13 protein-coding genes and 1 tRNA gene are annotated in these 18,602 nt (G+C 44.0%); 4 read left to right on the forward strand and 10 right to left on the reverse strand.

Annotated features, from left to right (window positions below):
* Positions 1-131: 131 nt before the first annotated feature.
* The 6 genes from E7Z59_RS12565 to E7Z59_RS12590 all read right to left on the reverse strand — a co-directional run bounded on the left by E7Z59_RS12565 (position 132) and on the right by E7Z59_RS12590 (position 8,069).
* The gene (locus E7Z59_RS12565; RefSeq protein ID WP_136336689.1) at positions 132-1,742 is read right to left on the reverse strand and encodes a S8 family peptidase; all 1,611 of its coding nucleotides are present in this window, start codon (positions 1,740-1,742) and stop codon (positions 132-134) included.
* Positions 1,743-2,171: 429 nt separating this feature from the next.
* On the reverse strand, positions 2,172-2,855 hold the full coding sequence (locus E7Z59_RS12570; protein WP_136336690.1) for a hypothetical protein: 684 nt from the start codon (positions 2,853-2,855) through the stop codon (positions 2,172-2,174).
* 349 nt (positions 2,856-3,204) lie between these two features.
* Entirely contained in the window at positions 3,205-3,921 is a 717-nt protein-coding gene (locus E7Z59_RS12575; protein ID WP_136336691.1) for a hypothetical protein, read from the reverse strand.
* 159 nt (positions 3,922-4,080) lie between these two features.
* Complete coding sequence (locus tag E7Z59_RS12580; protein WP_168731296.1) at positions 4,081-6,564, reverse strand: TonB-dependent receptor; 2,484 nt, start codon at positions 6,562-6,564, stop codon at positions 4,081-4,083.
* A 19-nt stretch (positions 6,565-6,583) separates the two neighbouring features.
* Positions 6,584-7,501 (reverse strand): FecR family protein, encoded by a 918-nt coding sequence (locus tag E7Z59_RS12585; protein ID WP_136336693.1) that lies wholly within the window; start codon positions 7,499-7,501, stop codon positions 6,584-6,586.
* Between the two features lie 70 nt (positions 7,502-7,571).
* Positions 7,572-8,069 (reverse strand): RNA polymerase sigma factor, encoded by a 498-nt coding sequence (locus E7Z59_RS12590; RefSeq protein ID WP_136336694.1) that lies wholly within the window; start codon positions 8,067-8,069, stop codon positions 7,572-7,574.
* A gap of 228 nt (positions 8,070-8,297) precedes the next feature.
* Between E7Z59_RS12590 and E7Z59_RS12595 the strand changes: the two genes are divergently transcribed.
* The 4 genes from E7Z59_RS12595 to E7Z59_RS12610 all read left to right on the forward strand — a co-directional run bounded on the left by E7Z59_RS12595 (position 8,298) and on the right by E7Z59_RS12610 (position 11,167).
* The gene (locus E7Z59_RS12595; protein ID WP_136336695.1) at positions 8,298-8,930 is read left to right on the forward strand and encodes a porin family protein; all 633 of its coding nucleotides are present in this window, start codon (positions 8,298-8,300) and stop codon (positions 8,928-8,930) included.
* 79 nt (positions 8,931-9,009) lie between these two features.
* Positions 9,010-9,795 carry a hypothetical protein gene (locus tag E7Z59_RS12600; protein ID WP_136336696.1) on the forward strand — a complete coding sequence of 262 codons (786 nt, stop codon included), beginning with the start codon at positions 9,010-9,012 and terminating at the stop codon, positions 9,793-9,795.
* A gap of 37 nt (positions 9,796-9,832) precedes the next feature.
* A complete protein-coding gene (locus E7Z59_RS12605) occupies positions 9,833-10,243 on the forward strand; it encodes a hypothetical protein (RefSeq protein ID WP_136336697.1) in 411 nt (136 codons plus the stop codon).
* 378 nt (positions 10,244-10,621) lie between these two features.
* Entirely contained in the window at positions 10,622-11,167 is a 546-nt protein-coding gene (locus E7Z59_RS12610) for a phosphatase PAP2 family protein (protein WP_136336698.1), read from the forward strand.
* A gap of 827 nt (positions 11,168-11,994) precedes the next feature.
* On the opposite strand, the gene E7Z59_RS12615 is transcribed toward E7Z59_RS12610, so the two are convergent.
* The 4 genes from E7Z59_RS12615 to E7Z59_RS12630 form a co-directional block, all read right to left on the reverse strand.
* Positions 11,995-12,071, reverse strand: a tRNA-Pro gene (locus E7Z59_RS12615).
* Between the two features lie 319 nt (positions 12,072-12,390).
* Positions 12,391-13,701 (reverse strand): OmpP1/FadL family transporter, encoded by a 1,311-nt coding sequence (locus E7Z59_RS12620; RefSeq protein ID WP_136336699.1) that lies wholly within the window; start codon positions 13,699-13,701, stop codon positions 12,391-12,393.
* 145 nt (positions 13,702-13,846) lie between these two features.
* Positions 13,847-16,456, reverse strand: coding sequence for a right-handed parallel beta-helix repeat-containing protein (locus E7Z59_RS12625; protein ID WP_168731298.1), 2,610 nt, complete (start codon positions 16,454-16,456; stop codon positions 13,847-13,849).
* A gap of 1,163 nt (positions 16,457-17,619) precedes the next feature.
* Positions 17,620-18,543 carry a hypothetical protein gene (locus E7Z59_RS12630; RefSeq protein WP_136336701.1) on the reverse strand — a complete coding sequence of 308 codons (924 nt, stop codon included), beginning with the start codon at positions 18,541-18,543 and terminating at the stop codon, positions 17,620-17,622.
* Between the last annotated feature and the right edge of the window lie 59 nt (positions 18,544-18,602).

Here is an 18,602-nt window from a genome sequence, read left to right on the forward strand (position 1 = left end):
AAGAAGGATCAAAGACGTTTTATGGTCGATGATCCTTATAATTCTTTAAGTTCCGTCCTTCTTGTTATCACTTTCATGGTAATAGGATTTGGCCAGTGACAAGGACAGGAATGTTCCCAGCATTAAAGCAATCAAGTACTGTAGAGTTCCAGCGCCAATTTAATAGCCTGGTAGGCATTGATGACCTTTCCGGTTTTGGATAAGGCCGAAAATGGAACTTTGCTTTCAGAGCCAGGTTGGTTGACCATGAGATCATATCTTGTTCCCGATGTGGTAATGATCGTTTTAATTTCCTCAGGAGTTAGCTGTGGAAAATAAGAAAGTAATAAAGCGGCAACCCCCGAAACCACTGGTGCAGCCATACTTGTTCCGCTTCGGGTATCATAGTTGTTATCTGGCAGGGTGGAAAAAATATCAACCCCTGGAGCAAAAATATCTACAGCAGATTGACCATAGTTAGAAAAGGAGGCTGCCAGATTATCATCTATATGAACAGAACTGGCTCCTACCTCTATCCAATTTGTCGCAAGTGTGCCGTCCTGTAAAAGCGAACTGGGATAATTATAGAAATAATCGATGTTTTTATGGTCGTTTCCCGCTCCATGCACAATGAGTACTCCTTTCTCTTCCGCATATTGGATCGCAGAATCAACCACTTCCTTATGAGGTGAAAAATCCTTACCAAAACTCATATTGATAATTTTAGCTCCATTATCAACAGCATAACGAATCCCGTTGGCAACGTCCTTATCTCTTTCATCACCCATGGGCGTACTTCGTATAGGCATGATGATAACATCATCAGCAATGCCGTTTATGCCTATATTATTATTTCTTTTGGCCCCAATAATACCTGAAACATGAGTGCCGTGCTCCGATCTTTTGGTAACATCATTATTGCCGTAGTATCTTTCATTCAGATCGGACTCGTTGTCTCCAATCACCTCCCTGCCATTAAAATCTAAACTGTAATTGTATTTTAATCGGGTCTCCATCATTTCCATCCTGGAGGAAAGCTCTTCGTAATGTTTAATTAATTTCTCCGCGGTGAGATTTTTGTCTTTATTGCGTTCTAATATTCGGAAGAAATTAGCCCTTAGATTTTCAAGAGTTGAACCTCTCAGTTTTGCCCTTTTTAATTCACTTTCGTTAAAGGATTTTTTTCCTATTGCTTTCTGAAGCGGTGGTATCAGTTTATTAAAGAAATCATACTCTTCCGAGCCATTTTTTATAGCTGCCTCCAGTTCTATTTTCCCTTCATTGTATGCCTTCATATGCCTGAGAAAATCCTCATAGTCTTCCCGCTCCTCGGCAGTGATGGTATATTTGTTCTTTCCTTCAAATTGTGTTTTTAGCTTCCTGTAAATTCGGGTGAGTTCCAGGGTCTCGGCTTCCAGACTCTCTCCATCAGAGCCTCCAATGAAGTTCCACCCGTGAATATCATCGATATATCCATTTTGATCATCGTCTATTCCGTTTCCTGCAATCTCTCCCGGGTTGGTCCATAATACACCTTGAATATCTTCATGCTCGATATCAAGGCCTGAATCCAGTACAGCAACAATAACAGGAGTTGATGGTCTGTTATTTTCTTCTAAAAGGTTGTAGGCTTTTTGCAGGCTGATTCCCGGGACATTATCCTGTTCTTTATCCAGTAAATGCCAATTTTCCGGAGTGTCTTGAGCATAAAATTGAAGTGAAACAAGTCCAAAGGATAATAAGGGTAAAACTATGTTACGCATACGGGTATAGTATTTATATTTGGGTAGTATTGACTATTTCTGTAAGAAAAGTATGTAAAAATAATTGTAAATCAAAAGAATATGCGGTTGTTGCTCTCTTTAGGTCAACTTTCATCTTTTTTACCCTTGGTCTTACTAGCATTCCTTTAGCGCACGTCGCATTGTTCTCACTTTTTGATGACTTGTTCAAAAGATATAGAGTGGTTGTATTCTTAGTGTTTCGTTTTACTATTACGGATTATTAATCCTTCTATTTTGGGATCAGGATATGGAAAAACTGAAGATTATTCAATCATAAAATCGAAAATAAGGAGGCATAGAATTTTTGAGTGGCCATATCTTAGTAAAGACAAAATGCATAAAAAAAGCAGCCTTAAAAAAGGCTGCTCTCATCATTGCTGCTAATAGGCATTAGCTGACGCGGTAGTATTAATAGAAAACTGCGTCTGTACTTACATCTAAACGGTCGGCCACAAGATCAAAAATGGCTTCGTTTCTTGAACCGCTGATCACCATAACACCTTCTGCATTCAGGTTGGCGTTGTCAAGCATGTTGACAGACACTACGCTAAACCATACATTGGGGTCAAATACGATCTTGGCAGTAACCACTTGCTCATCGGCTACTACAACGGTTTGATCTGTTTCTGCTTCAAAAACCTCTCCTGAGTTGAATTCAAAACGAACAGGAACTTCAGTGTTATCGGTTCTTGTATAGGTACCCTCCATAATGATAGAAGGTTGAGCATCTTCGTCTCTCAGTTCGATCCCGAGGTATACATTGGTATAGGTACCTGAAGGAATCGTTACATCATCAAGACTTGGTTCGGCAACGCCCGTTGCAAAGTCTATTTTCGAAAATCTTCCGATCGATTTACTTACCGATTCTCCGGAGGCAAAATCCCCGTCAAACACCACCTCGCTGATCCAGATATATCCGGAGGTAAAATCAAGGGTTCCGGGTTCTTTGGCAAGTAAGGAAACACCTTTAGCCTGTGTTGCTGAGGGATTTTCGATACCGGCAGTAAGTTTTAAAGTGGCACCCGAGGTGTCGTCCTTACTACAGGAGCTCAGTGCAACAACCGCCATGAAAGCGAACAATAGATTTTTCATAATGAAGGTAATTTTTGGGTTAAGTGAGTTATTATGTGTTTACTACTCTTATAACAATTAAAGGCTTGTGATTTACCCCCTCTAATGCAGCTTTTTTTAAAGCTTAAGGGTGGAATTGATTTTTGGGAGGAGAGGGCTAGCTGTTCTTAGAGAGCTCCAAGAGCCAGGAACCAAGATTAAAGAGGAAGGATGAAGGAGGGAAGCGCCGGAGCATATATTAGAAAAATAGGGTGATCAAATAAGATATATAAAAAAAGCAGCCTTAAAAAGGCTGCTCTCATCATGAATAGTATTAGGAATTAGTTGACGCGGTAGTATTTATAGTAAAACTGCGTCTGTACCAAAATTGTTAGTTTATAAACTCAGATTCTGTGCTTTCATCCAAACCATCAGAAACCAGATCATAGATATCTTCATTAAACTCTCCGGTAATCAGGAGAACCCCGTTTGCATTGATATTGGCATTATCCATCATTTCCGCAGAAACGTTGGTAAACCAGGTATAAGGGTCGATAACGATCTTCCCGATCACGGTAGCATCCTCGGTTAGTGTTATCGTTTGTTCAGTCTCTGCCTCAAAAGTCTCCCCGGAGTTAAATTCAAACCGCAGCGGTACCGAACTGCCATCAGTACGGGTATAGGTACCTTCCATGACGATAGCCGGCTGGGTGTCTTCATCCCTTAATTCGGCTTCGATGTTTACATAGCTGTAGGTGCCTGAAGGTATGATCACATCATCAATGGGTGGCACGCCTTCGCCACTCATAAAGTCGATCCGGGAAGCTCGTTCAACCCTTCTGTTGATCGAAGTACCTCTGTCAAGGGTGCCGTCAAATTCTACAGCACTCACCCAGATATATCCGGAGGTGAAATTCAGGTTTCCGGTAAATCTATTTTCGGTAAGAACAGATTTCGCCTGTACCGGCGCTATCAGGGAGGCTGAGACCTCCAGGATGGAGGTTCCGGAACCAACATCTTCCAGGTCGCTGGAACAACTTGCCAGGGTTATGGTAAAAGCTACCATAGCACATAAGCAGGACCAATTCATGGGGATTAATCTTTTCATTATTTATTCAGTTTATTGTATTTAATTTTCAAATTACTGTAAATGGGGTAGTCCCATTTATCTCTAAAACAACCTTGAAGGGGAAATTTACCCCTGCCACTTTCAATTTTTTTAGTGCTAACAGCAACTTTCCTTAGATAAGGAAGTATGAACAAGTTTCTAAAATTCAATTTTTACGAACAGGTTGACAGTTCGTTCCAATCCGAATCGGGAAACCCGTTGCGGAAAGTTAATATCTGTAAATCGGTAAAAGCGATTGATCTCATTTTCCTGATCGAACAGATTCCAAACCGCAGCCCCAAACTTCACATAACTGTGTTCCCTGAGTTTAACCGCATAATTCATGGAGGCATCTATTCGTTGGTAATAGGGCAAGACCCTGCTGTTGGGCGCCTCGTAATTAATAGCCCCGTTTACCACCTCATTGCCGGGTACAGGCAGGGTAGTAGGTAAGCCCGAACGCCAATTCATGCCTACGGATGTTGTTAACCGGCGCCAGGAATAGCTCAACCCCGAAGAAACGGCGTGGTTGATATTAAAATTGCTGGGAAAATACTCAGGGTAGAGGATTTCAAAATCATAGGTGGTTTCCGCCAGGGAATAACTCACCCAGCCATTAAAAGCATCAGATTGATGGTTGATGATAAGGTCTACTCCTTTAGAAAAGTATTTCCCCAGGGCATTCACCCCTTCAAAGGCATTGGTAAATCCCTGGCTTCTGGCATTCAACCCTTCCACGGCTTTAAGGTAGGCCTCCGTATGAAATTTCCATCCTCCCGTTTGATACCGGTATCCGAGCGATAGCTGCCTGCTTTTTAGTATGGGGCGTTCTGGTTCTTCTGAGAGAAACCAACGCCTGTTTTCGACCCCTAAGAAATCCGTTTGCAGATCTACCTCTTGGGTGATCACCTGGCTCTTTACCTCGGCCGAAAGGTCTAAAGAACCGACATTACCAAGTGCCTGCACCAGGTTTAAACGGGGTTCCGCCAGAAGCAGGTCAGGTTGCTTCAGGTAATTAAGGCGAATGCCCGGTCGTACCGAACCACCCTTCCAGGGGTTCCAGAATACTTCACTGTAGAGGGCGTGCCTGGTTAGGCGCTGCTCGATCTCGGTGGCGATAGCTCCCCCCTGCAGGGTATCGGTATTTTGCACCCGGGTATGATTCAGTTCGTACCCCCCCTTTACTAAAAGATCCGGCTTGATCGCCAGTTTTCCTTCCAGTTTTATCCCGGTTTCTGCAATGTTATTGTTTTGTATGAACAACAGATCCTGTAAGATGTCGGCGTTTTGTCCTTCCAGGGTATATTGAACATGGTAGGTGTTAAGGGAGGTGGTGAGGCCCCGGTTCCAGGACCTTTGGTAGTTGAAAAAGCCTCCGGTATGTTGTTGGGTGCTGTTGCTTTCTCTCGATTGCTCGACGTTGTCAACAAAGGCATTTTCTAAAAATGAAAAACTGTTATCCATAAGCAGGAAGCCTGCTTGTAAATGATCCTTGTTGCCGGGGGTGTAATTCAGAACTCCACCAAGGTCAAAGAAACGAAAGGAGTCACTGGCTTCAATAACATTTTCTCTGTTGGTAATGACCTCTGTATTCTGAAATGCCTGGTTAAAATAGTTCTGGTAGGCCCGGGAGCGAAACAGATCATTGAAAGATCTTCTTCCTGCAACTTTTAGAGAAGCTTTCTTGCTAAGTGGGATATTCAATGACGCATGGGCATTGATGAGGTTCAGACCTGCATTTCCGGAAAATATACTGTCGGTTGCCTGTTTAGTGCTCATCAGGATGCTCCCCGAAACCCCTCCGGTATAGGCTGCCGAAGTGCCATTTTTCACCAGGTTGGTCTCCTGTACAAGGTCCGGATTAAAGGCAGAGATATAACTGAAAAAGTGCCCGGATTGATACATGGGCATGCCGTTCCAGGTGATATAATTCTGGTCGTGACTGCCCCCCCGAATATTGATATTGGTTACGGTTTCATCATTGCTGTTAATGCCCGGAAGGGTCTGCACCGTTTGTAAGGGGTCGGCCTCGGTTAACCCGGGCAGGATCCCGAATTCAGATGCTTCCACCTGCAGGCTTCCATCTCCCCTTAAGGATATTCCCCTGGCCAAAAAGTTGTATAAGGTGATGGCCTGCAATGGGTTGATATCTCCTTCCAAACTGTAGTTTTCACAGCCGGATCTGTCAATGGATGAAACAGGTATTTGTAAAGTCTTAAATCCAAGAAAGGAAATGGAAAGCGTGTCGCTTTGGTTCACCCGGGGAAGCCGGAAAAAACCTTTATTATCGGTAAAGGTTCGTTGGTAGCGGGTTCGTATCTCAGCCCCCTCCAATGGATTCTTTTCAAGGTCGGTAACCGTGCCACACAAGGTATCAGGAACCGGCTTGACTGCTGCAATGGTGATAATAAGATTGTCCAGGATCTGAAAAACCAATCCTGTTTGTTGGCCCAGGTTGTTGATGGCCTTTTCTAAGGTGAACGAGGAGGAGGGGGGTATAACCTCAAAACCAGCGACCTGGTCATCGGCATAAGAAAAACTACAGTCATAACGGGATTCCAGGGTTTTAAGCACCGATTTCAGGGGGGCTTTTTCCTGTGAGAATCCGGAGGTAATGGCTCCAAGAAACAGGGTGCATGCCAATATAAATGTTACCAAAAGGCTATTTCTCAACGGCAGAGATCTTTACATTTTTACCATCAACACTGATCTTAAATTGAAGCCCGAATGGCTGGCACACCGATCGAAGTGCCTGGTCCAGGTTGTCATGGGGAAATACTCCGGTAAAGAGTGGAGAAGAAAGTTTTTTCCGGTATTCCACCCTAATATCGTATTGTCTTTCGATCTCCTGAAAGACCTGGGCCAGGGGAATACTCTCAAAGGCTGAACGACCATCGATCCAGGACGGATGCTTATCGCCGATCCTACGCTCGGTTAATGTTCCTTCTACTAACAGAAGCTCTTGCCCGGGACGTAGAGTATACTCCTCTGAACCGACTCCTACCTTTACGGCGCCTTCATAACAACTTACTTTAAAAATGCCTTTCCGGTTGTACACATTGAACTGGGTACCCAGTACCTGAACCCACCCGCTTTTGGTATTCACTTTAAAGGCAGATCCCTTTTCCACCTTAAACCAGGCTTCTCCCTTTAATTTCAAACTGCGTTTTTTAGACCATCCCTTTTCGTTAAACATGATCTCAGATTGGGCATTCAGGGTTACCTGGGAGTTATCAGGAAGGGTTATGGAACTTTGCTCGGCGAGGTCTGCCGAGAAATTTACCTGCGATTGCTGTTGGTAAAAAAGGTACCCGGTAATAAGTACCGCAATGGTGGCTGCGATCCCGGCTACATACCTGATACGTTCTTTAAAGGAAATGACCCTGGGGGCGGGCCTCATGCGATCCCCTAAGGCTTCCAATCCCTTTTTGGGATCCACCTTTTTAGGGTTGTGAAAGTACTTACCGCTTTCAATGATCTTCCGGTAGGTATCAAAACCCTCCATGGCCTCCAGCTCCCTGAGTTCTTCGGGAGTCAGGTCATCGTCAAGCCACTTTAAGATGAGGTCTTCTTTTTTCATCGGGTTTCCTTTTATATGCTAAACAACTTAATCTCTTTTTTTTACCCCTAATGGGTTTAAATTTTACAATTCAAATCCCGTCAATGTGTTTTCTCAGGTTGTCAACGGCCATGTATAAACGCTTTCGAACGGCCCTGATGGAGAGATCTAATAATTCTGCAATTTCCTGGTGACTCCTCCCTTCCACACGGTTCAGCAGGAAAACCACTCTTTGATTTTCACTGAGTCCGGCAAGGGCCTGTTCGTATTTTTTAAGAAACTGCTGCTCCTCGAGAATGAATTGCGGGTCTTCCTGGTCATAATCTTTGACAGCCTCCTTTTGGTGCTTTAATACCACTTTCTGATGCTTCAATTCGTTAAGCATTGTATTGTTTGCTACCGTGTATAAGTAGCCCTTGGCTTTTTCCGGGGTCACCTTGCTACAGTTCTGCCATAGCTTTACAAAGGCTTCCTGGGCAATGTCAAAATGGTCATGACCCTCACCGTACTTATAAAACAGGAAGTCACTGATCTTCTGAATATACTCGGCATAAATTTTCTCGAATACTTTTTTATCGCAAACGTTCATTCAAATTCAGGGGTCTAAGGTTGCAATATCCGCTATGAAGATAGGAGAATTATTTTATAATGATTTTCAGAGTCGTAAGAAGACTATTATGAGTATTGAACAGAGAGGGTAAGCGCTAAGTTGATGTCGTCAATGCAATCTGAATTCTTCTTAATGCAAAAAATCCTACATCCGGGGGGGTAAACTTTCCGGTGTGGATTGTTTAATAGGAAACGAGAACCAAATTTTATGATGAATTCAAAAAATCTACTAGTACTGGCGGTCGCAATTTTATGTGGAGCCACATTACATGCTCAATCCTTGAAATTGGGGGTTAAAGGAGGCGTTAATTTCAGCAGCCTGAACGTTGATCCGGCCCTGGATTATTCCAACCCTGATTCCAGGCTGGGGGTACACCTTGGGGTGTTCGGTCAATTGGGTATCGCAGATCAGTTGATCTTTCAACCCGAGCTTTTTTTTCAACAGGAAGGCGCCAAGTTTGAAGACAATGAAGAAATAGAACGGGCCAAGCTGGGGTATATCACTTTTGGCGCCGGATTAAAATATGAGATCCTTGACAAGATCAACCTGATGCTCATCCCCCAGATAGGATTTTTAAGTGGAGGAGAGTTTGAAGAAGAAGACACGATCGAAAATGTTACCGAGGCGATCGGATCGAGCGAGGTGGTTAAAGGTACTAATATCGCGCTCGGATTTGGAGGAGGATATACCTTTGATTCCGGTTTGGAGATCAGTGCCCGATACAATTTCGGACTGACTGATACGAATGATGACCCTTTGGAAGAGGGGTTCTTTGATCCGGGGCAGAGCGTAAAGACCCGATCATTGATGCTCTCTGTAGGGTATATTTTTGGCCTGTAGGTCAAGACTTTTAAATCATTTTTATACGAAACGTAAAACACATCGTTTATTTAATAATAACCCTTTTAAAATGTATACCATGAAAAATGAATTTTTATCCAAAGCAGGAGCCCTGTTATTTGCAGGTCTTCTAATGATCTCTTGTTCTGATAACGACGATCCGGCAACCCGCGGACAACTGAGTATCAGTATCGATAATTCCCTGGTGGATGCCAGTGCTAAATCGGCCGTTGCCGCTAAGGATATTAATGCCGACCTCTCCCTTTCAGAGTTCTGGATCAATATCGAAGAGTTCGAGCTGGAGATCGAATATGAAGGGGAAGACTATGAAATGGAGACAGAGAGTGAAACCGAAGGAGAATATGAAGAAGAATGGGATGACGACGGCTTCTACGATTTTGAAGATGAGATCGAGCTGGAAGGTCCTTTTGAGGTAGATCTTTTAGCCGGTTCGGTAGAATTAATGAATATCAGTGTTCCTGTAGGAGAGTTTGAAGAACTGGAATTCAAATTTGACAAAAGCATGAACCAGGAAAGTGAACTCTTCGGTAAGTCGATCCTGGTGAAAGGAAGCTATGCAGGTACCCCTTTTGTTTTCTGGCACGACTTTAACGAAGAGGTAGAGGTCGATTTTGAGGATGTTCAACAAAATATTGTCATTACTGAAGGTACTGAAAGTATTACGATCAACTTTGATATCACTGCGATCTTCAACCATGATTTCGGAGTAGACCTGTCTATGGCTACCGATGGGAATGGAGACGGTACGATCGAGATCAGTCCGATGGATGAGGATGGAAACAACGGCCTTGCTGATACCATCAAGGAAGCCATCAAGAAGCACATCGAATTATTAGATGACTAACCCCAGTTTTTAACTAATTAACTTAAATACCTATACTATGAAATTTGTTTTTAAAGCGTTTATGGTGCTCTTTATCAGTTTAGCAACCGTTAGTTGCAGCGATGATGACGGGCCAACTGCAGAAGTTAATCTCACGGCGCAAAACACCGATTTTGACGGAGATGTTACCGGTACCGGAGGAAGCCTGAGCAACAGCTATACCTGGAGCAATCCGTTAACTACAGTAGATTATAATATGGATATCACTACCTCGAGCGGCGGATCATTTCAATTGATCCTGCAGGATGCTGAAGGAACTGTTGTTCTGGACCAGACGTTGGTTAAAGGACAAGGCGATGATTCTCGTTCGGGAGTATCACAGGCTGGTGTACCCGGCGATTGGACGGTACAGATCGTACTGTCTGATTTTAACGGCGACGGATCCTTTTCGATCTCTCCCGGCAACTAGGGTAGCCGATTTTGATAGTTACTAGTAAGGGCTGTCCTGCAAAGGATGGCCCTTTTTTTAGTTAGCAGTTTGCGGTTTACAGTTTGCAGTTTGAGCTTGCCTGATTAGGGTTGCCCTGTTTCTGGTCAAGAATTCATTCTACTTATGCCGGATATCAATTCCATGGATAACTCTTCTTGTTAAGGAGTGAATCTGACTTTAAAATGAGATCAGCATCGTGTTAAATGATAAAATGATTATTCTTGTAATCTGTATACCCTATCCATTGGCAAAGGCATGTATTGCCGATGTACACCATAGATGGTAAAACTTTTATACACGAGATAACATATTAGAATGCGGGATTGCCATACGACTATACATACTTTTCTTCTCAGGATGTTGCTGTTGCTCTTCATCCTGAATTTTAGTGGAGTGCAGGGGCAGGAATCCGTGCAGCCCACTCCTGAAGCAGGCACCGTGGAGATTATTGGTGACGTGATCAAGTTTACCATGCCTGCAGCTACCCTGGGCACAAGTCTGCTCATTGGAGATAAAAAGGGCGCCTGGCAATTTTCTAAGGGGATCGTGCTTACCGCAGCGGTTACCTATGGCTTAAAATACGCCATAGACAAGGAGCGTCCTGATATGAGTAATAACGACGCCTTCCCATCAGGCCACACCTCTGTGGTATTTCATAGTGCGGGGTATGTACACAGGCGTTACGGTTTTAAATACAGCATTCCATCTTACTTATTGGCGGGATTTACCGCTGCCAGTAGAATTGATGCAGATAAACATGACCTTATAGATGTGACCGTAGGAGCGGCCATTGGGTTGTGCAGCAACCTGCTCTTTACCACCGAATACCAGCAGGAACATATGCAGCTTAGCTTTAACAGCGGCGATGGCAGCTACCTTCTGGGGTTTACCTATAAATTTTAACGCGGGCTAAGGGGTCTTTTGTTCAGGTTTGTTCACTTTGTTGCCTATAGTCAGTAACACGTAACACGTAACTTGTCACTTGTCACTTATTACTTGTCACCTCCGGATTACCTCCCCTTCCTTTGTCGGGGTCAGTGATCTTTGAAGGGGAAGCCTCTGGAAAAACTCTTTCTTAAACTTTCTTGTGATATCTCGACATCCCCACATCCCTACATCCCCCTCTGGATTATTCGCTGCGTTCATGATCCAGATAGGGGAGTGTAATACGGCTGATTTTGAAAATGATTATACCCCCTCCTTGCTGAGGAGGGGTGGCCTACGGCCGGGGTGGTTATTGCTCAGGAAAAGCCCTTTTTAAACTTTCTTGTGATATCTCGACATCCCACATCCCCACATCCCCCTCCGGATTATTCGCTGCGCTCATGATCCAGATAGGGGAGTGTAATACGGCTGATTTTGAAAATGATTATATCCCCTCCTTGCTGAGGAGGGGTGGCCTACGGCCGGGGTGGTTATTGCTCAGGAAAAGCCAACCCGCATGATCGTGTTACCTGTTACTTGTCACCTGTTACGCAAGGATTACGTCCCTTCCTGCGTCAGGGCCGTGATCCAGATAGGGGAGTGTAATACGGCTGATTTTGAAAATGATTATATCCCCTCCTTGCTGAGGAGGGGTGGCCTACGGCCGGGGTGGTTATTGCTCAGGAAAAGCCAACCCGCACGATTGTGCGGGTTTAGCTTTTTTTATACCCAAGTCGCTTAAGAAAGCTGGCTTTCTACGCTTTTGGGCATAAAAAAAGCCAAGCAATTCCTTGCTTGGCTTTTCCTGGTCGGGATGACTGGATTCGAACCAGCGACCACACGCACCCCATGCGTGTACGCTACCAGACTGCGCCACATCCCGAAAAACAGCCGAGGCTGTTTCATGTAAAATCATTAAACCTAAACTTTCCGGTTTGAACTTAACTTAAACTTAAACCGAAAACCACCCGGCAGTTTGCTCAAAAGTGGATTGCAAAAATAAACGTTTATTGAATATTAACAATAAGTTTTTATCAGATTTTACCCCTCTCTTTGCCTGGAGTATATCAATGGGCTGGAAGCCAATTATTAAGGCCCATCCCTCTGCGAAACAACGCTGAAAGTGATAGCGGCCAAAAATCCCCGAAGCTCCTGTATCAGGAAGACTTCGGGGATCTTACCAAATAGATAGAAAATTTATTTTAATTGAAACGGTAGCTTACACCTACCTGTATCATAGAGGTTGTCATATCGTAAGAAACTTCACTTCCGGGGAATGCTCCAAGCGGATTCTCCGGAGAGATTAACATGGGGTTTAAAACAGGTCCTGAAGTCGCCCCATCACTGTCGCCGTAATGATAAACAGCATCAAGTACGAATCGGTCGCTGAATTCATAGCTTAAACCGAACTGGTAGGCGTTTTTAATAATCGCAGTAGCCGGAATATTAAAGAAGGCCAATTCTGAGCTGATCGGATTGGAAGAGTAGGTGTATCCTACCCGTAATGGTAATCGGTTAATACCTTTGAACTGAATCCCGGCCGAAAGGATATTGATATTATCCCATCCAAAACCTTGAACTGAAGCAGCGGGTGTCCATCCTGAAGCGTCAAAGCCGGCCGTGTTTTCATAATCAACAAAACGGTAATCTAAGGCCAGGTCGATATTACCCAGAGAGTACCCTAATCCGAAAGATAGGATGGCGGGATAGTTGATCTTAAATTCATTCTCCTGGACAGAACCGTCAGGATAGGTATTGTCGAGCCCGAATTCACTAAAACTTTGGGTGGTTTTGTAAGAAACCCCCGCTTTTAAGCCAAAAGGACTATTGTAAAAGGCAGATACCTGGCCTCCGAACCCAAAGGCAGATGCTGCATCAGTACTTGGGTATCCTGACTGATTTGGACTTGCTGTGGGGTTTGGAATAAGCTCCAGGCCTGCGTAATTCAGGTTGGGCTGGATACCAATTGACAGGTGTTCTGTAAGCTGGTAAGCCCAGGTAAAACTAACCTGGAATAACAGGTAATCAGATTCTATTCTTCCAAAACCTCCAAATTCCTGTGGAGCATTGATGGGGTTGGTCATGCTTTCAGGGAAGGTAACCCCAAAACCACTGATCCCAAAGGCAGAGACACCAAATTTGGACCTGCTTTCGTCATCTCCCCAAACAAAAGCCAGGGCAGGCATGGGAGAGATACCACGATCATCTTCGGTTACGCCACTGATGACATTTCCGGTGGGTTGCCCTGTGGACATGTCAAATTCTGGAACGGAAGAGCGTAATTCAGGAGATGAAAAGAACATGCCGATATCGAATTTGAATTCTGAACCTTCAAAATTCGTAATGGCAGCAGGATTCCAGTGCAGTGCCCCTGAAATATCAATAGGTTGCCCGGTGGCGGCACCTCCCATCGACATGTTTTTGGCACCGACGCCTTGCATAATGTGTCCTGCCTGTGCATATAATCCAACAGAAAATAAGACACTCAATACACTCAATAATAATTTTTTCATAGTGTTGTGAATTTTAGAAATGCATTATTAGGTTTTATTGGGTCTGGTTGGATTATAGAATAAATTTACACCAGAGTTCTTTTAGTATACATGACTTTTGTCATAGACAAAAGGTGAGAAGAGGGATTTCTGAGGAAGGGGGGAGTTAATTTTTGATCACTTTTTTGTAAAAGGTGCCTTCGGGAGTAATTACCTCAAAAAGGTAAGTACCTTGTTGCAGGAATGAAAGGTCCAGTCGCGGGTCATAGGTTTGAAGTAATTGAGCACCCTTCATGTCAAAAACCGTGGTGCGTACTACATTCTTGTTAAATCGCACAATATCAGTCACAGGATTGGGATAGATAAAAAAGATATCATCATTGGGTACTCCTTCCGAAATGGTCAAAGGAAAATTAAGGGTTGTCGAATTTCCTGAGGCATCGGTGAGGGTGATACGAAGGTCATAAACCCCGGCTCCCAGAAGACTCTCTGCATTGGGCGATTGAGTTATAATGATCTCTTCCTCAGGTGTGCAATTATCTCTGATATCGATAAGCCTTCTCATTTCCGGCATTTCCAGTTTTTCAAGCTCGGCAACATATAGCTGAAGCGGCAGGTCTTCAGGAAGCGTTTGTAGCTTCGGAGGGCTGAGGTCAACCACTTCAATATTGGCAGTACAGGTGGCTGTATTACCGTAAGCGTCAATGGCAGTTACCTGAACCGGGTTAACTCCAATGGATTCACAAGAAAAGGTAGCAGCATCAAATACCACTTCAAATTCACTGGGATCGGTAATATTTGCTGTCAGGAACTCTTCTGTAAGCTCTGCCCGGCCGTTCTCATCAAGTTCAAGAAACATTTCATTACAGGCGATCTCGGGAGCACGGGTGTCGATCACCGTAACCAATCTGCTTGTCTCGGCAAAGTTTCCGTAAACATCAGTGGAGGTGTAGATCACCTCGTATTCTCCTACCTGTTTTTTCAACCCTTCTGTGATTACTACCACCTCAGAACCATCATCGGTAATGGCGCCCGGATCTTCGAAATCGAATCCTGCTTCCAGGGTAAAGGGATTATCACCTAACAAGGTGATCTCAGGAGGTATCTGATCATCCAGCTCAAAGGCTCCTAGATCCCGCTCAGGTCCCAGCAAGGCTTCTGTGCCAAAGAAATCCACCAGGCTGTTATTGTCGCCTAACGGGGTAGCAATATTCAAAGCCGGAGAGCGATGCCCCAACTGATAGGCCGGTAGCGAGCTTAGTTCATTACCAAAACCAATGGTACCGCCACCTCCCGGATTTTCCATCAAAGGATCTTCATTTAAACCTACCGGTTGCCCGTTTATGGTTTCATTACCTGATTCCCTGAAAGATTCGAGACTGTTGTAATTACGGCCTTGAAAGATCCATTTTGGAGTGCCTTCGGTGTAATAGAGGTTGTTTACGAAGCTCACCTCCTTACCTTCAGGGATATTGGTAAAACTAACATTGCCCGTGGTGTAGAATATATTGTTGGCGATCACAATGTCGGGCCCAAGCTCAAATCCGTCAAGAGCGCCCGCCGCAGTTAGATTTTCATTATCCGCGGAGGGACTCACAAAGACCGTGTTGTGATAGATTCTTACCTTCTCAGGTGCGAAGTTGGGGTTGACATTAAAAAGGTAAATGCCACCTCCATTGGTTCTTCCGTCATTTTCACTGATGTTGTACCTCACGGTGATGTCAAACATACGACGGGAGTCAATGAACTGCCCCACAAGGAAACCCGGACCGTCATTGTCATGAGAGTAATTGTATTGCATCAGGCCATTGGTAACCCCACCATCCATATCAAAGCCTCCTCCGTCACATCCGGTTCCTGAACTGATGTTGTAGGCCTCGCAGTGTTGGATGGTTACATTGTCTGATTCGAAGAACCAGATTCCCACAGGGCCCCCACATTGGGTGTTCTGCTCTCCACAGTCGTGAACCACGCAATTCTCTACGAGCGAATTCCGGGTGTCTGACAATACGATACCGCTGCCGGAGTGTTTATCCTTGTCGTAACCGGTAATGTTGAATACCTCGGCTCTACGCACCACGATATTATCATGAGCATACCCGGTTTTAGTATTGGAAAATTCTCCCACTGCAAAAATACCGGCATCCTTGCAGTTATATATGGTAACATCTTCAATGAGTACATCGCGGAATCCGGAATTTCCCGACAGACCACTAATGAGGATTCCACGCTGGCCGAAATCGCTGATCTCCAGTTCCCGCAATTCAAATCCCGTAAATTTAAAATCGCTGTCAAGCGCATTCAGAAGGTAGATGCCGCTTTGGCTGTTGGTCTCCATGCCACTGCCAATGATCTTCAGTCGGGTCACAGAGATACCCTCGGTTTCATTGATAACCAGGCCGTATCCGTTGCCTCCGTTAAGGGTGGCCATACCTGAACCGTAGGATGATATTGCCAGGAAGTTCAAAGGATCATTACCGTCAAGCTCATCCAGGATCACTGACCCCCGAAATTCATCACCGCCTTTAAAAAGTACACTGTCGCCGGGACTTAAATTTACTTCGTTGAGCTTTTCAATGGATTTCCAGGCGGTGGCCGGAGAGCGCCCGTCAGAATTGTCATCCCCTTCGGCAGCCAAATAATACGTAACATTCTGCGCATAAAGGGTCAGTACAGAACAAAGGCTGAGACACAGGAATAAAAGTCCGGCCTTGGTGGGCCGGAAGCATGATTTGACAGATGAATAAACTAAGAATCCTTCCTCGCTTTTGTGCATTTTCATAGTCTTAGGTGGCATAAGTATAAATCCAACAGTGTGGGAGGGAAGGGCTGATTACGATTCTAAAGTACACATTTTCAGCCTAATAGATGTTTTTAAGGGCGATAATTGACCTTATTTTTAGTCGAAATATACGGGTGATTATTTTTCATTATTTACCTGTATTCCTTGCCTTTCAAATCGATAAGAAATACCCTGAAAAATGATTACTATTTCTTGTTAATGGGAATTATGGCAGTAAGGAAGTACTTAGTGAGGACCGGGAGATCGAACTCTGGGGAGATGACGGTGTCCAGGTAACCTTTGAGGTCGCCTTTTTGATGATCATGGAGAAGGGGCTTAATTCGATTGTTTCTTTTTTTTTGGGATTTGGGGCTTGAATATTTGGTTATTCCAAAGGACGGAAGGGATATTCCTGGCAAAAAGTCCAACCACGTCTTCACCTGTCACTTGTCACCTGTTACTTCAGGATTCACGTCCCTTCCTCCGTCAGGGTCGTGATCCTTTAGGGGGTGATTCAAAAAAGCCGAACCCACGCTGTCGCGCGGCCTGCTTTTTTATTCTCACTTCGGCCTGAAAGCAAGCCTGTCTGAGGGCAGTCAGGCTTTTGTCGCTTTTCAGAAACAGGATTCACGTCCCTTCCTTCGTCAGGACCGTGATCCTGTAGGAGTTGTTGCAAAAAAGCCGAACCCACGCTGTCGCGCGGCCTGCTTTTTTATTCTCACTTCGGCCTGAAAGCAAGCCTGTCTGAGGGCAGTCAGGCTTTTGTCGCTTTTCAGAAACAGGATTCACGTCCCTTCCTTCGTCAGGACCGTGATCCTGTAGAGGGTCGTTGCAAAAAAGCCGAACCCACGCTGTCGCGCGGCCTGCTTTTTTATTCTCACTTCGGCCTGAAAGCAAGCCTGTCTGTCGACAGTCAGGCTTTCGCCTCGTTCAAATAAAAAAGCCGAACAACTTCTGTTGTTCGGCTTTTTTGTCGGGGTGGCAGGAAGCTTGTCCTGTCAACACCAACCCTTATGAATACTGAATATTCTTAGGTTTTCAACTCCCGGTTAACCGTATGGGTAACCTTGAAATTCATTAAACATGATTTTCCTACTCTTTTATGGATTTTCGGGTTCTCCAATAATTTATCGATTAAACAATTCTTATATTACCGGTTATTGCAGCAAATACTTGTTTTTAAGCTTTTTAATTTGATTTTCCTCATAAAAAGGAACCCCAACTTGGGTGCCGAATATTTGCTTCCCATCCATCCTCCAATGATATCGGTCTACCAAAAGTATAAATATATTTTCACTCAAATCATTATTATGGTAGGCTTTCAAAGCATAAGGAAATAATGTCTTAAAAAGTTCCATTTCATTCGTATGTGTCATAATAATAGATGCATACGGTGCATATTTTACACCAACAAAAGTAACACCAGGGTAACCATATTTCATAAAAATCCTCTGCAATGCGACCCCATTGGCATCATCCAACTTTCTTTGCTTTTCAATCAAGGATAGGTTCTCAAGAAAATCAGGTAAGCTTCGATATTTTTGGTCTTTTGCATAAAGGGTTTTCATCATCTCTACCAGACCAATATTAATTGGCTTTGTTGGATTATCACTATCGGGTTTATCCATCCCCTTGACTGCCTGATCCGGAATCACCTTGGTTTCCAATAGATCGAGGAATTTCTTCCCCAACATTTCGTGAAATGGAAGTTTATCGATACCTCCATAATATCTTGCACTATCATCGATCAAACTTTGAAATTTTCTACTATTCTTGGCTTTACTTTTCAATAACAACTCTTTTACTATTTCCTCATCCGCCGATAATAAGCAATTGGCAAGCGCCAAATTCCAATAATCGGCATACGTGGTATCCTTTGACCTAGCCAATATTCTTGTGGTATTCTCAAGAATCTTTTGACCATATTCAAGTCTAAACGATTCGGACATTTTTGGTGCTTTTACCTGACTAGTCAACATATTAGGTACGATTAGAAATAAAACAAGTGTTATATCGGCTCGACTAAAGATTCTCCACCCATCAAGGGGTGTCCTCATTTTATGTACTAGCATAAAATCCATGCATGATTATTTTTGGGTCATACAAAATATGTCAAGATCTTTTCAGTTGTATTTGAAAG

It is taken from the genome of Robertkochia marina (assembly GCF_004799345.1).
In the GTDB taxonomy this organism is placed as follows: Bacteria; Bacteroidota; Bacteroidia; order Flavobacteriales; family Flavobacteriaceae; genus Robertkochia; species Robertkochia marina.

Excerpts from the sequence above, each read along its gene's own strand:
- E7Z59_RS12565 (WP_136336689.1), bottom strand. The coding sequence starts at position 1,742 with ATGCGTAACATAGTTTTACCCTTATTATCCTTTGGACTTGTTTCACTT.
- E7Z59_RS12570 (WP_136336690.1), bottom strand. The coding sequence starts at position 2,855 with ATGAAAAATCTATTGTTCGCTTTCATGGCGGTTGTTGCACTGAGCTCC.
- E7Z59_RS12575 (WP_136336691.1), bottom strand. The coding sequence starts at position 3,921 with ATGAAAAGATTAATCCCCATGAATTGGTCCTGCTTATGTGCTATGGTA.
- E7Z59_RS12585 (WP_136336693.1), bottom strand. The coding sequence starts at position 7,501 with ATGAAAAAAGAAGACCTCATCTTAAAGTGGCTTGACGATGACCTGACT.
- E7Z59_RS12590 (WP_136336694.1), bottom strand. The coding sequence starts at position 8,069 with ATGAACGTTTGCGATAAAAAAGTATTCGAGAAAATTTATGCCGAGTAT.
- E7Z59_RS12595 (WP_136336695.1), top strand. The coding sequence starts at position 8,298 with ATGATGAATTCAAAAAATCTACTAGTACTGGCGGTCGCAATTTTATGT.
- E7Z59_RS12600 (WP_136336696.1), top strand. The coding sequence starts at position 9,010 with ATGAAAAATGAATTTTTATCCAAAGCAGGAGCCCTGTTATTTGCAGGT.
- E7Z59_RS12605 (WP_136336697.1), top strand. The coding sequence starts at position 9,833 with ATGAAATTTGTTTTTAAAGCGTTTATGGTGCTCTTTATCAGTTTAGCA.
- E7Z59_RS12610 (WP_136336698.1), top strand. The coding sequence starts at position 10,622 with ATGTTGCTGTTGCTCTTCATCCTGAATTTTAGTGGAGTGCAGGGGCAG.
- E7Z59_RS12620 (WP_136336699.1), bottom strand. The coding sequence starts at position 13,701 with ATGAAAAAATTATTATTGAGTGTATTGAGTGTCTTATTTTCTGTTGGA.
- E7Z59_RS12625 (WP_168731298.1), bottom strand. The coding sequence starts at position 16,456 with ATGCACAAAAGCGAGGAAGGATTCTTAGTTTATTCATCTGTCAAATCA.
- E7Z59_RS12630 (WP_136336701.1), bottom strand. The coding sequence starts at position 18,543 with ATGGATTTTATGCTAGTACATAAAATGAGGACACCCCTTGATGGGTGG.